This is a genomic window from Sivoneniella epilithica UHCC 1019 (assembly GCF_040830845.1).
Classification (GTDB): Bacteria; Cyanobacteriota; Cyanobacteriia; order Leptolyngbyales; family Leptolyngbyaceae; genus ULC077BIN1.
The window spans coordinates 1-12,148 of sequence record NZ_JBFPDP010000038.1 but is presented as its reverse complement, the minus strand read 5'-3'; the positions used below and the strand labels follow the sequence as shown (position 1 = coordinate 12,148).

Sequence of the window (12,148 nt, the reverse complement as noted above, 5' to 3'; positions counted from 1 at the left end):
AAATTTTGAAACAGTGCTTTCTTCGCTTAAAGGGTCATGCTATGAAAGTTGCCGTTTTTAGCACCAAATTTTACGATCGCCAATTTCTCACAGATGCCAACCACGATGACCACGAACTTGTTTTTTACGAAACCCCATTGAACCCCGCGTCTGCTGCCCTGGCAAATGGATATGCAGCAGTCTGTATTTTTGTGAATGATGATGCTAGTGCCGATACCTTAAAAATTTTGGCAGCAGGCGGCACCCGGTTGATTGCCTTGCGCTGCACTGGGTTTAACAATGTGGATCTAAATGTCGCAGCAGAACTGGGCATCCAAGTCGTGCGGGTAACAGTCTACTCGCCCTATTCTGTGGCAGAACATGCTGTAGCGCTGTTGCAATGCTTGAATCGCAAAATTCATCGCGCTTACAACCGCACCCGTGACAACAACTTTGCCCTAGATGGCTTGATGGGCGTAGATTTGCACGATCGCACGATTGGCATTATTGGCACCGGAAAAATTGGTCAAATTTTCGCCAAAATTATGACGCATGGTTTCGGCTGTAAGCTGCTGGGCTATGATTTGTATCCCAATCCCCAGTTTGAAAGCGACTTGGGCGGCAAGTATGTCACCCTGCCAGAATTGTTTAGCCAGTCGGATGTGATTTCGCTTCACTGTCCCCTCACCTCCGACAATCATTATCTGATCAATCAAGCCGCGATCGCCCAAATGAAGCCCGGTGTGATGGTCATCAACACGAGCCGGGGCGGATTAGTAGATACGGAAGCGGTGATTGCGGGGTTGCGATCTAAACAAATTGGCGCATTGGGTTTAGATGTGTATGAACAAGAATCCGAGCTATTTTTTGAAGATCTATCCTCGGAGATTATGCAAGATGACGTGATCGAGCGACTATTATCATTCCCAAATGTGATTATGACCGGGCACCAAGCGTTTTTCACCCAAGAAGCGATCGGCACCATTTCTCAAACGACCCTGGCAAGCATTACCGAGTTTGCCCAAGGAAAGCCCCTGTCGAATGAAATTAAGCCGCTGGAAAAAGCGCCTGCGATCGCCTCATAAGGTTGCCATTTTTCAAAAGGAGATGACGCTCCGCCTAAAGCAACGCAAAATTGAAAACGTAAACTGAGCAACGTGGATAGTAATTATGACAATCTTGCTGGCTGGAGATGTTGGCGGTACAAAAACGATTTTGCGTTTAGTGCAAGCTGATCAAACAGATTCCGCAAGGTTGCATTCCTTAAAAACACTCTACGAACAAACTTATCCCAGCCGCGACTTTCCTGATCTAGTCCCCATGGTGCGGTTGTTTATCAGCCATGCAAATGAGGCTCTGGGTGAGTTGCGGCTGCCGGAATGTGCTTGTTTTGGCATTGCTGGACCGGTTGTGCAGCACACATCAAAGCTGACCAATTTAGGCTGGGTATTACAGGCAGAAGATTTGCAGCGGAGTTTGCACATTCCTCAAGTGACGCTAATCAACGATTTTGCCGCGATTGGTTATGGGGTGCTGGCATTGCCGCCAGACGATATCTGTACGCTGCGAGCGGGGTCACCCGATCCCACTGGGGCGATCGCCATCATTGGAGCCGGAACTGGTCTGGGGCAAGGCTATGTTATCCCGCATCAAGGCGGCGATCGCGTATTTGCCACCGAAGGCGGACACACGGACTTTGCCCCCCGATCCGAACTGGAATATCAGCTTTTGCGTTTTCTCAAAGAGCGGTATGATTTGGGGCGCGTGTCGGTTGAGCGGGTGGTCTCTGGCATGGGCATTGAATCGATCTATTTGTTTATGCAGAGCCGGAGCATTGCCAAAGATTCGCCAGAAATGGCTGCAATCTTTCAAACTTGGCAACAGGAGTTAGGTAAAGCAGAAAAAACCATCGATCTACCCTCAGCAATTTCTTATCATGCTCAAAATAACCGAGACTATTTGTGTGAGGAAACCATGAATTTATTTGTGCGCGCCTATGGAGCCGAAGCCGGTAATCTTGCTCTGAAAATATTGCCCTATGGAGGACTCTATATTGCGGGTGGCATTGCGGCTAAAAACTTACCGTTGATGCAGCAGGGCGATTTTTTAGACGCATTTGATGACAAAGGGCGGGTGAGTAAAGCGATCGCCCAAATTCCAATCCATGTGGTGCTAAATCCCCGTGTGGGTTTACTGGGTTCGGCGCTTTGTGCGGCTCAACTGCGACACTGACTGAATCCAAGATGTATCGCAGAACATAACAATAATCCCAGGAAGTTCGCAAAATGGACTTAGCGCATCGCTTAGATTACCCTGGTAAAGTCTGTTAAGGATCGTGGATTAAACCCTGTCATACTATATTCCTGCGATCGCGGGTCAGAAAAGTAGAACAGTGGGCTGATTTGTCAAACACGTTGAAACAATTTGGTAGCGTCATTATGGTTGCAAGTGTAAGTAAAGAGATGGACACTCAAGCACTCTGGAAACGTTACGAAGACTGGCTCTATTACCACGAAGGGTTAGGGCTATATCTGGATATTAGCCGGATGCGATTTACCGACTCGCTCGTAGAGACGCTCAAACCCAAATTTGAGAAAGCTTTTCAAGATATGGCGGCGTTGGAAGGCGGCGCGATCGCCAACCCCGACGAAAACCGCATGGTGGGTCACTATTGGCTGCGCGATCCTGATCTTGCCCCGCTGTCACTGGGTCAGGAAATCATTGACACTCTCAAGCAGATCGAAACCTTTGTCCAAAAAGTCCATTCTGGCGAAATTGTTCCGCCCGAAGCCCCCAAGTTCACCGATATTCTTTCTATTGGCATTGGCGGTTCTGCCTTGGGACCTCAGTTTGTGGCTGAGGCGCTGTCGCCGCTTGATTCTCCTATGCCAATTCACTTCATTGACAATACCGATCCCGCTGGGATTGATCGGGTGTTGAATAAGCTGGGCGATCGCCTCAAAAGCACCCTCGTTATCGTCACCAGCAAATCGGGCGGCACCCCCGAAACCCGCAACGGCATGTTAGAAGTCAAACATGCCTACGAACTGCAAAACCTAAACTTTCCTAAACACGCCGTTGCCATTACGATGCAGGGTAGCAAGCTCGACGAATTAGGCGGCATGGAAGGCTGGGTTGCCGAGTTTCCCATGTTTGATTGGGTCGGCGGACGCACCTCTCAATTCTCCGCAGTCGGTTTGCTGGCAGCGTCCTTGCAAGGCATTGATGTCCGCGCCATCTTGCAGGGAGCAAAGGATGCGGATAGCGCTACCCGGATTCCTGACCTAAAGCAAAACCCCGCCGCCCTGCTTGCTCTCGCCTGGTACTATGCCGGAAATGGCAAGGGCGAAAGAGATATGGTGATCTTGCCCTATAAAGACAGCTTGCTCCTGTTCTCGCGGTACTTGCAGCAATTAGTCATGGAGTCTTTAGGCAAGGAAACGGATCTGGATGGCAAGGTTGTTAACCAGGGAATCGCCGTTTATGGCAACAAAGGTTCGACTGACCAACATGCTTACGTTCAACAGCTACGGGAAGGGGTTCCCAACTTTTTTGCCACCTTCATTGAAGTGCTGCAAGATCGAGAAGGCGACTCAATTGAAGTAGAACCGGGGGCAACATCGGGCGATTATCTCTCTGGGTTGCTGCAAGGCACCCGCCGCGCCCTATACGATAATCGTCGCGACTCGATCGTCATTACGATTCCTGAAGTGACACCCTACACGGTGGGACTGTTGATTGCCCTTTATGAACGCGCTGTGGGTTTGTATGCGTCCTTGGTGAACGTTAACGCCTACCATCAGCCGGGAGTAGAGGCGGGTAAAAAAGCGGCGGCTTCGGTGCTAGATCTGCAAACAAGAGCGATCGCAGCCCTGAAAGATGCAGGTCAGCCAATCTCTTTGACAGAGTTGGCAATTCAAGCAGGCGCACCCGACGAGATTGAAACAATCTATAAAATCCTCCGGCACCTAGAGGCAAACGATCGCGGTGTTCGATTAGAAGGCGATCGCGCCAAACCCTCTAGCCTGACTGTTTCTGCTAGTTAGAGTACAAAGTAACTTTGGGTTTTGGAATCGTGATGAGTAGTAACCAAAATTCAAATTTCATAAACAAGGGGTTTAAGCCTCTTGTTTACAAAGCATTCTAGGTTTTAAGAGCTACAACTTAAAAGACAATTCACTTACTACTTCAACGCTTGAGAAATACTCGCATTGAGTCTGAAGAATTTGTATTTCGCCATTCAATCGCATTGTAAATCTGGCTATGAACACTTATTTGCTGAACTAGGGGCAAACCAATTGACACCACCATACAAGGCTGAAAGCTGCGGTAGTAAGAATTTTCAGCCATGATTTTTGAAGGATTCGTAACATTAATATGCTCAACCCGAATGGGTTGTGAACTCCTGTGATTAATAGCAATTAACAGCGGATATTCCCAGGCATCGGGACGTTGAATCAAACCAACCTCACGGCAAGAATTCTGGCTAATTAAGTTTGCCACACTTAACATAATCATTCTGTAGACTTGATCGAGCTGCAAAGTATTGTGTGGTTCGATCCGTATTAAAAATGTTATTTGCTGTAGCAATTTGCCTTGTCTCATTGAGTAAAAGATAGGGTAAGGCAGTTATTAGTAGTATCGTCAGAAGACATTGAGCAATTCTTCGATTTAAAGTTTGTGCTAAAACAATGCTAATAACAGGACACATCAAGATAAAGATTGGTAGATGAAGCCGACTGTTCCAAATCTGCCATTTAAGCAGCAGGCAAAACGTTAAAAACGAGAAAATTGTTGCTAAACAATAAGCAACCAATATTTTGTTATTTTGCAGGTTCTTATCTTTGAAAAGTAGTGAGATCGCAAGTAGCGCAAGCCAAAAATGAAAAGAGTTACCTGCTATATCCTCGAAAAGTTGTAGGCTTTGAGTGGTGAATTCTGTCGGATAGTAACCGCCCGGAATATTGAGTCTTGGATCAACTGGATTAACCCCCAAGAACTCATGTATTTTGATAAGAAAATGATCAATATTTGTGCCGTCAAAAAAAGGAGGAGTTATATGCAAACTAATATTTCTGAGCACGCTTGAAATAAATACTGGGAGGCTATAAATTTCATTGCCCCACTTAAAAGGATATGTCGAGATTGGCAAACCGAAAACTAGAAAATTGCGGAAGTAATGTCCAATATTGATGATTAGGAAAATTATACTGAACCCAACTAAGTACCTAATAATCTTTTCTTGAAGTCTGATTTCGCCAATCTTTCTGCTTTGAATAGAAAATTAGAGTGAGTAAAGTACCTGATAGAAAAGGCAGTAGAGCAAACATATAGGAATATCCCTTACACAATTGGACGCTATTGAGACAGACCCGCGAAGGCTATCACAGCCTAACGCCGACAACGATCGCAATGACCACAGCGAAACGATTGGGCTTCTTGGATGAAGCCAAAGGCATTGAGGAGAAACTGCCAGCGACAGTTTTTTGTGTGAAAATAGTCCGTCATCTGCTGAGTGGCGGTATTGGATTGGCTAAATTTTGGCGATCGCGCTTCGGGTTGAAGCCCATAGTGAAATGGATCTGTCCAGTCTAAACAACCCGCTTGATGCAGGAGAGAAAGGGCGATCGCGCTTCCGGGAAACTGTTTGCTGACGGCGGCAACTTCCCCTTGCAGCGGCAGTTTGCCAACCAGTTCTTGGGCAGTGCGATAGTGTTTTTGGGTTTGGGCTTCAAAAAATTGTCGGCGCTGTTTGTCCTGGGGATCGAGCCATCCGGTTCTCTCACTGATCAAAGTGAGGGCATCGGCAGGGTTGCCATCTCGTCCGGCGCGTCCCACCTCCTGCACAAATTCAGACAGCAACAGCGGCACATGAAAATGCACAATCCATCGCACATCCGACTTGTTGATGCCCATGCCAAACGCGCTCGTACAAATCACAAATTGCAGCGTGTTGGCGATCCAATCTTGCTCTATTTGGCGACGATCGCCTGCATAGAGTCCGGCATGATAAGCCGCCGTGGAAAATCCTTGTTGAGTCAGCCAATCCGCTAGTTCTTCACCGTCCCGCCGCGATCGCACATAGACCAAGCCCGACTGATTGGAGTGTGCCTGGATGAACTGAAGCAGCCGCGATCGCCGTTGGCGCAGTGTCCACACGACTTGAACCGTTAAGTTGAGATTGGCGCGATAAGGATTTTGGCGGAAGACTTTCGGTTGCTTGAGTTGCAACACCCGCTGAATTGTTTGCTGGGTCTGCGGATCAGCCGTGGCAGTAAATGCAGCGATCTCAATTTGGCTGCCTGCTGGTTTTGCCTGCAACAAGGCTGAACGGACTGCTCCCAAGCGATAATACGCTGGACGAAACGTGTCTCCCCACTGCACCAAACAATGGGCTTCATCTAAAATTAGCCGATTAATTTTCAACTCTGGCTGGCACAATCGCTCCCAAACTGGCGGACTCAGCAACGTTTCTGGAGACAGGTAAAGTAAGCGCAACCGCTGATGTTCCAATGCCCAGAGAGTTTGCCTAGAGAGCGATCGCGCCAGTTCACTATGGAGTAACGCCACGGAGTTTTGAAAGCGGCGATCGCGCTGGTGCAATTCTTGTACTTGGTTTTCCATCAGCGCTACCAGCGGCGACACGACCAGCGTTAGACCGGGCTGCATCAATGCCGGAAGCTGAAAGCAAACCGATTTTCCGCCGCCTGTAGGCAAAATAATCAGCGCATCGCGTTTTTGCAATAAACACTCAACAATTTCCCCTTGGGGCGGACGAAAGCTGGAATAACCCCAAATTTGCTGAAGCGTTGCTTGAATGGTCGTCTGGCTAGCTGACTGGCTAACTAGCTGGCTAGAGCGTTTGATCGGTTGAATTGTCATAGTTATGATGGCACCCTGGGTTAACTTCAGAGTTCCCCCAAGACACAAAAACTCAACAGGAAAATAATCCAGACTCGGTGCAAACTGCCTGCAAGCGCTGATCCCAAGGGTCGTTGGGCACGGTGGACAGATAGGCAAAATCGAACACAATGCCAATGGTGGTTTTTTGATTCCAGGGAGATGTGCTGAGCAAGCGATCGTAATAGCCGCCGCCGTACCCTAAACGATAACCCTGGCGATCGCAGGCAACAGCAGGCACCAAGATTAAATCCACCGCCGCAGGTTGAATCATAGGCGAATCAGCATGAGGTTCTAAAATACCAAACGCCCCTTTTTGTAAGGGCAGGGAATTATTAGATGACCATTCATGCCAGCCCAATTCAGCATCCATACAGCGAGGGAATCCCCAAGTTTTAGGCAGTGTAAATAACGAACTTAAATCTGGTTCTTGACGAATGCTAAAGTACGCCAAGATCAGTTTTGCATCGGCAAACAATTGAGATTCTTTTAGCTTTTCACAAATCTGCAAACTCTGATACTCATAGATTTCTAGTGACAACGATTGACGAGTTTTTAGCAGCGATCGCCGGAGTTCTTTCTTATTCACTTTTCAGTTTTCAGGTGCTAGATGTCATTCACTCAAAACTCAAAACTCAAAACTTAAAACTTATTTACTTATTTCCTGCATAGCAATTCTCAAATTTCCCTGATGCTTACTGAGCAAGCGATCGCCTGCATCTTTCCCCAATCCTGTCCAGTGCATCAGCAGGGCGAGTTTGACATTGCGATCGCTGCGTTCTAGCAAATATCCTGCATCTTCACGGGTGAGATCGGTGAGGTCGCAAAGGATACGAAGGGCGCGATCGTGGAGTTTGGTATTCGTCACCGCCACATCTACCATGCGATTACCATACACTTTACCGAGTTGCACCATCGTGCCTGTGGAAATAATATTCAACGCAAGTTTGGTCACGGTGCCTGCTTTGAGGCGGGTAGAACCTGCAAGAATTTCCGCTCCCACCAACAGGCGAATATCAATATCAACCTCGGCGGTGACTTGATCTTTCGGAACACAGGCAATAAAAACGGTGGTGGCTCCTCGCTGTCGAGCAGCTTGTAATGCCCCGTGGACATAGGGAGTGGTGCCGCCTGCGGTAATGCCGATGACCACATCTTGAGAAGTAATCTGATGGTGGGCGATCGCGCTTGCTCCATCATCTGGGCGGTCTTCCAAATCTTCAGAACTGCGAACCAATGCACCCGCGCCACCCGCAATAATGCCCTGCACCTGCTCTGGTGGAGTGCAAAAAGTAGGCGGACATTCAGCGGCATCTAATACACCCAGCCGCCCACTGGTGCCTGCGCCAATATAAAACAAACGTCCCCCTTTTCGCAGTGCCGCCGCCGTTTGGGAAATGGTTTCTGCCAACTCTTCACGGGCTTGGGTGATCGCGGCAATGGTCTTTGCATCCTCTTGAACAAATAAATCGACCAGTTCTAATGGCGATCGCAGGTCTAAATTGTGACTATTGGGGTTTGCCTGCTCCGTCAACAAATAACCGCGTTGCAAATCCTTCATGCGATCGTCCTAATACTTTTTACTGCTGACACTTTACTGCTTACAACAATCCTTCCAACTGCCGCCGAATCTGTTCTAAAGCATCTCTTGGCATGGTGCTATCCGAATCATCCAAGTGATCTTGATTCTCAACGACAGGACGGTTGATTTGCCACTCAGCATCGTCCACATTCGTTTCAGGTGGCGCAAGTAGCAGCCGTTCTGCGTCAGATTGGGGCACAAATCCTTTCGGGACAATTTGGCATTGGTAGCTAGAACTCTGGCAAAATTCCTCAATTTCCTCCTGGTCAAAAGCTTCTACTGTTGGAACTGGAAAGTCCTGTGCTTCTAGCAATAGCGCATAGCGAGTTGCATCATCTTCCTCTTCAAACATCAACACAACATTATGTTCACCCATTTGTAAGCTATGAAGACCTTCATTATTGGTTCCTGCATTAAATAACAATATAAATACACGCATAGTTTCAGCAATTTTCAAAGTAGCACTCTCCAATTTTACTGGAGATTTACACCTACACTAAAATCCATCAGGGGTTAGGGTTGTTGCGCGATTCGATTAGGCGGCATTCCAACCCGTATGATTAACTGTGAACCCTAAGCATGGCTAAATTTAAACAGGAGAATTCATTATGCGTTTGCCGCCCCCTTCTCAACCGTCGTCTAGCCTGTGGCAAACCCTAAATAATTCTGCCTTGCTGCGCTACCTTTTGCTCTTTGGCTGTGGTTGGGTCACCGTTTTATTGATTAATTATTTCTATGGAACGATCGCGCTATTCACCGTGGCAGGCATCTTTGCTGCACTGTTAAACTATCCGGTAGTTTGGCTATCCCGCTATTTACCGAGAGGAGTGGCGATCGCCCTTGTTTTTGTAGGAGCAGTCGCCCTATTGCTAGGGATGACTACGCTGGTTGGGCTAGAAGTGCTGAACCAAGGGCAGGGATTGTTAGCAAACCTCAGAGAGGGTTTGAATCAGAAAAGTCTGTTGCCATTCCGAAGTTTCTTAGATCAACTCGACCTCAGCAAAATAATTGGCACTCTTCAAACAGGTCTGGCTTCCGGTTTGGGCTTAGTGCAAGGTCTGTTTTCCAGCGTCTTCGCGGGGATTTTTGGGGCAGTCATTAGTTTGTACATGCTGATTGATGGGGATAAACTATGGCACTTGTCTCTCAAGCTAGTGCCAGTTGGTTCGCGCGATCGCTTTGCCCAAACTTTTCGCCAAAGTTTTCTTGGTTTTTTGCGCGGACAACTCTTGTTAATGTTGTTTTTGGCGAGCGTTAGTTTTATTATCTTTTCAATTTTAGGCGTTAAGTATTCCCTGATTTTGGCAGTGATTATTGGAGTGCTAGATGCCATTCCTGGAATTGGAGCGACCCTCGGAGTGCTAGTCATTAGCCTATTAGTCTTTGCCTCTCAGGGCGGTGAAATGGCATTGAAAGTCGTGATTGCTTGTATGGTGCTGCAACAGGTTCAAGATAACTTTGTGCATCCTAAAGTGATGGGAGAAGCGCTGGAATTAAACCCAGTTCTCTTATTTCTTGCCCTGTTTATTGGCGAACGGGTTGCTGGATTATTGGGAGTCTTTCTATCCATCCCAATCGCCGGGATGATTGCCGCCTGGATACGATCAGTGCAGGAAGAACCAACCCCACTATCAGAAGCAGATTTACCAGAGGTTGAGCCGCGATCAGAACACTTTTGATAAATTCAATTTCTGTGCTTGCCCAGCAGTCTTAGCTTTCTTTACTCGGCACTGGCTATTTCTTTATCGGCATTGTCTACTTCTTTAAAAGGTTTCAGTCTATGTTTGATTTTCTTAATCTTGAAACGGCTAACTCAACTCCTCAACAGATTGCCCGATCGCTCCGATCTTTAGGCTGGATTGGCTTTTGTCTACAAGCTCTGCTGGGGTTTATTCCAATCCTTGTAGTAGTGACAACGGTGTTGTTTAGCCCGAAGCAGCGACAGATGGGGTTTTCCTTGGGTCTATGGCTGGCGATCGCCTGTCTAATCATTTTGCTCTTCAGCATCTATTGGTGTTTTCGCTACACGCAACTTGCCAACAAAGTAGAGATTCGGGATCTGCGACCTGCAAAATCTCAGGTCATCCACGATCTTCGGCTAGGATTGGTTGCCAACCTCAGCATTATGGCGATCGCGGTCATCATCGCATTATCACGAGTAGGAGAATTGACTTTCAGAATGATGACTTTACCCCAAGGCGCGACAGTGATTGCTCCTCAATCGGCGGGAACCGTCATGGCACCGGGAGCCTTGATCACGCCTTCTAATATCATCGCCATTCAAGCTATGGTGTGTGCGATCGCGGCTGGATTAGTAGGTGTAATTGTGTCGTTGTTGCTGCTCTATCAAGTGGGACAACATCGCAACTCATCCGATTAAGCGTCTACTCTCTTTGTAGAGGTTTCTCAACTAAAAGATAGCGAGAACCGTTAAGGCGACTAGACAAACTAACTGAATCACTAAGCTAAAGAGCCGAAATATCGGATTGATGCCAGCGATGTGTATCAGTGAATGCACAAGCCGAAATCCGATATACACAACCACCAGCCAATCTACTGCTGTTCCAGATACTCCGCGAACCGTCAGGAGAAACACAACCCCAATATACAAAGGCAGATTCTCAACTAAGTTAGCCTGCACTCGATAAAGCCGCCACAGTAAGCTTTCATCGTTTTGGATTCCAAAATCTTTAGGAGAGCCACCTGCAGATAAATGTCGAATCCTGACGATGAGCAGCAGAGCAACAATCGAGATCGTCCATGCAATGAAAATTACTAAACCCCAGAGCGAGAACGTCATCTCAGTAGTACTCATAGCGGTTTTGAGTGATTAGATGTTCCTGATGATTTTACCGTATTACTAGTTGAGCAATTTGGTTACGAGCCGTGGCGATCGCATCTAGTAGTTTTTGTCCGTCCGACTCATCATTCTCAACATCGATAAATGTAATGTCTATAATGTCAATGAACCCAAAAATTGTTGCTAGGTAAGGGGTTTGATAATTCAACGTTTCATACTGTCCACCTGCTCCATATCCAGAACTATCTCGTGCGGAGATGACGAACATTTTATTACCCAATACGAGCGGCTGATAAGGGTTTGCAGCATTCTCTGGTTCAAAAACAAAGGTTCGCCCGATTCGCACAATTTGATCAATATACGCTTTGAGCATACTGGGAATGCCGAAATTATACATTGGAACACCAATGATGTAGATATCAGCCGCTAAGAACTCATCTACGAGGCGATCTCTTATGCGAATCGCTTCCCATAGTTCAGAAGTTCGTTGTTCTGGTGGGGTATAACCTGCTGCAATCCACGGCTCATCTACATGGGGAACGGGGTTGCGTCCGATATCTCGATAGATAACCGTATCAGCCGGATGCACCTGCTGTCATCTCTCAACAAACTCTTTGGTAAGCTTGCGAGAGTGCAATCGTTCACCACTATCTATCGCTTGCTCCCCGCCCAGTGCGCTTGCTGCAAATTCAGGCGAGGAATGGTTTGGGTAGGCGCGGGTTAACTTGATGAATACCAGTCGTTATGCCTGAAAATCAATCTTGGAAACAGATGAACTTACCAAAAGAAATAATTCAGCAAACAAAAGATCGGGCGTTGCATAATAAAGATATGAATCAAGGGAAATCGCTATGCAATGTCCTGAATGTGGCTCCTCCCATATCCGT

The 12,148-nt window shown here is 47.2% G+C and carries 12 protein-coding genes; 5 read left to right on the top strand and 7 right to left on the bottom strand.

Annotated features, from left to right (window positions below):
- The first annotated feature begins 41 nt into the window (after positions 1 to 41).
- The 3 genes from AB3R30_RS19590 to AB3R30_RS19580 all read left to right on the top strand — a co-directional run bounded on the left by AB3R30_RS19590 (position 42) and on the right by AB3R30_RS19580 (position 4,025).
- Positions 42 to 1,064, top strand: a complete 1,023-nt coding sequence (locus AB3R30_RS19590; RefSeq protein ID WP_458650905.1) for a 2-hydroxyacid dehydrogenase — start codon at positions 42 to 44, stop codon at positions 1,062 to 1,064.
- A gap of 85 nt (positions 1,065 to 1,149) precedes the next feature.
- On the top strand, positions 1,150 to 2,211 hold the full coding sequence (locus tag AB3R30_RS19585; RefSeq protein ID WP_458650904.1) for a glucokinase: 1,062 nt from the start codon (positions 1,150 to 1,152) through the stop codon (positions 2,209 to 2,211).
- Between the two features lie 206 nt (positions 2,212 to 2,417).
- Positions 2,418 to 4,025 (top strand): glucose-6-phosphate isomerase, encoded by a 1,608-nt coding sequence (locus AB3R30_RS19580; protein ID WP_458650903.1) that lies wholly within the window; start codon positions 2,418 to 2,420, stop codon positions 4,023 to 4,025.
- Positions 4,026 to 4,167: 142 nt separating this feature from the next.
- Here the strand turns inward: AB3R30_RS19580 and AB3R30_RS19575 are convergent, their stop codons facing one another.
- The 5 genes from AB3R30_RS19575 to AB3R30_RS19555 all read right to left on the bottom strand — a co-directional run bounded on the left by AB3R30_RS19575 (position 4,168) and on the right by AB3R30_RS19555 (position 8,900).
- Positions 4,168 to 4,497: a hypothetical protein gene (locus tag AB3R30_RS19575; protein WP_458650902.1), complete on the bottom strand. Its 330-nt coding sequence runs from the start codon at positions 4,495 to 4,497 to the stop codon at positions 4,168 to 4,170.
- An 873-nt stretch (positions 4,498 to 5,370) separates the two neighbouring features.
- Positions 5,371 to 6,861, bottom strand: coding sequence for a RecQ family ATP-dependent DNA helicase (locus tag AB3R30_RS19570; RefSeq protein ID WP_458650901.1), 1,491 nt, complete (start codon positions 6,859 to 6,861; stop codon positions 5,371 to 5,373).
- Between the two features lie 52 nt (positions 6,862 to 6,913).
- On the bottom strand, positions 6,914 to 7,468 hold the full coding sequence (locus tag AB3R30_RS19565) for a 5-formyltetrahydrofolate cyclo-ligase (protein WP_458650900.1): 555 nt from the start codon (positions 7,466 to 7,468) through the stop codon (positions 6,914 to 6,916).
- A gap of 60 nt (positions 7,469 to 7,528) precedes the next feature.
- Entirely contained in the window at positions 7,529 to 8,440 is a 912-nt protein-coding gene (gene murQ, locus AB3R30_RS19560) for an N-acetylmuramic acid 6-phosphate etherase (RefSeq protein ID WP_458650899.1), read from the bottom strand.
- A gap of 40 nt (positions 8,441 to 8,480) precedes the next feature.
- Positions 8,481 to 8,900 carry a DUF3110 domain-containing protein gene (locus tag AB3R30_RS19555; protein ID WP_458650898.1) on the bottom strand — a complete coding sequence of 140 codons (420 nt, stop codon included), beginning with the start codon at positions 8,898 to 8,900 and terminating at the stop codon, positions 8,481 to 8,483.
- A gap of 169 nt (positions 8,901 to 9,069) precedes the next feature.
- Between AB3R30_RS19555 and AB3R30_RS19550 the strand changes: the two genes are divergently transcribed.
- Positions 9,070 to 10,140, top strand: a complete 1,071-nt coding sequence (locus AB3R30_RS19550) for an AI-2E family transporter (RefSeq protein WP_458650897.1) — start codon at positions 9,070 to 9,072, stop codon at positions 10,138 to 10,140.
- A gap of 101 nt (positions 10,141 to 10,241) precedes the next feature.
- The gene (locus AB3R30_RS19545; RefSeq protein ID WP_458650896.1) at positions 10,242 to 10,841 is read left to right on the top strand and encodes a DUF3611 family protein; all 600 of its coding nucleotides are present in this window, start codon (positions 10,242 to 10,244) and stop codon (positions 10,839 to 10,841) included.
- 30 nt (positions 10,842 to 10,871) lie between these two features.
- Here the strand turns inward: AB3R30_RS19545 and AB3R30_RS19540 are convergent, their stop codons facing one another.
- Both AB3R30_RS19540 and AB3R30_RS19535 read right to left on the bottom strand, forming a co-directional pair.
- A complete protein-coding gene (locus AB3R30_RS19540; protein ID WP_458650895.1) occupies positions 10,872 to 11,276 on the bottom strand; it encodes an MAPEG family protein in 405 nt (134 codons plus the stop codon).
- A gap of 34 nt (positions 11,277 to 11,310) precedes the next feature.
- A complete protein-coding gene (locus tag AB3R30_RS19535) occupies positions 11,311 to 11,850 on the bottom strand; it encodes an FMN-dependent NADH-azoreductase (protein WP_458650894.1) in 540 nt (179 codons plus the stop codon).
- Positions 11,851 to 12,148 lie beyond the last annotated feature (298 nt).

Excerpts from the sequence above, each read along its gene's own strand:
- AB3R30_RS19590 (WP_458650905.1), top strand. The coding sequence starts at position 42 with ATGAAAGTTGCCGTTTTTAGCACCAAATTTTACGATCGCCAATTTCTC.
- AB3R30_RS19585 (WP_458650904.1), top strand. The coding sequence starts at position 1,150 with ATGACAATCTTGCTGGCTGGAGATGTTGGCGGTACAAAAACGATTTTG.
- AB3R30_RS19580 (WP_458650903.1), top strand. The coding sequence starts at position 2,418 with ATGGTTGCAAGTGTAAGTAAAGAGATGGACACTCAAGCACTCTGGAAA.
- AB3R30_RS19575 (WP_458650902.1), bottom strand. The coding sequence starts at position 4,497 with ATGATTATGTTAAGTGTGGCAAACTTAATTAGCCAGAATTCTTGCCGT.
- AB3R30_RS19570 (WP_458650901.1), bottom strand. The coding sequence starts at position 6,861 with ATGACAATTCAACCGATCAAACGCTCTAGCCAGCTAGTTAGCCAGTCA.
- murQ (WP_458650899.1), bottom strand. The coding sequence starts at position 8,440 with ATGAAGGATTTGCAACGCGGTTATTTGTTGACGGAGCAGGCAAACCCC.
- AB3R30_RS19555 (WP_458650898.1), bottom strand. The coding sequence starts at position 8,900 with ATGCGTGTATTTATATTGTTATTTAATGCAGGAACCAATAATGAAGGT.
- AB3R30_RS19550 (WP_458650897.1), top strand. The coding sequence starts at position 9,070 with ATGCGTTTGCCGCCCCCTTCTCAACCGTCGTCTAGCCTGTGGCAAACC.
- AB3R30_RS19545 (WP_458650896.1), top strand. The coding sequence starts at position 10,242 with ATGTTTGATTTTCTTAATCTTGAAACGGCTAACTCAACTCCTCAACAG.
- AB3R30_RS19540 (WP_458650895.1), bottom strand. The coding sequence starts at position 11,276 with ATGAGTACTACTGAGATGACGTTCTCGCTCTGGGGTTTAGTAATTTTC.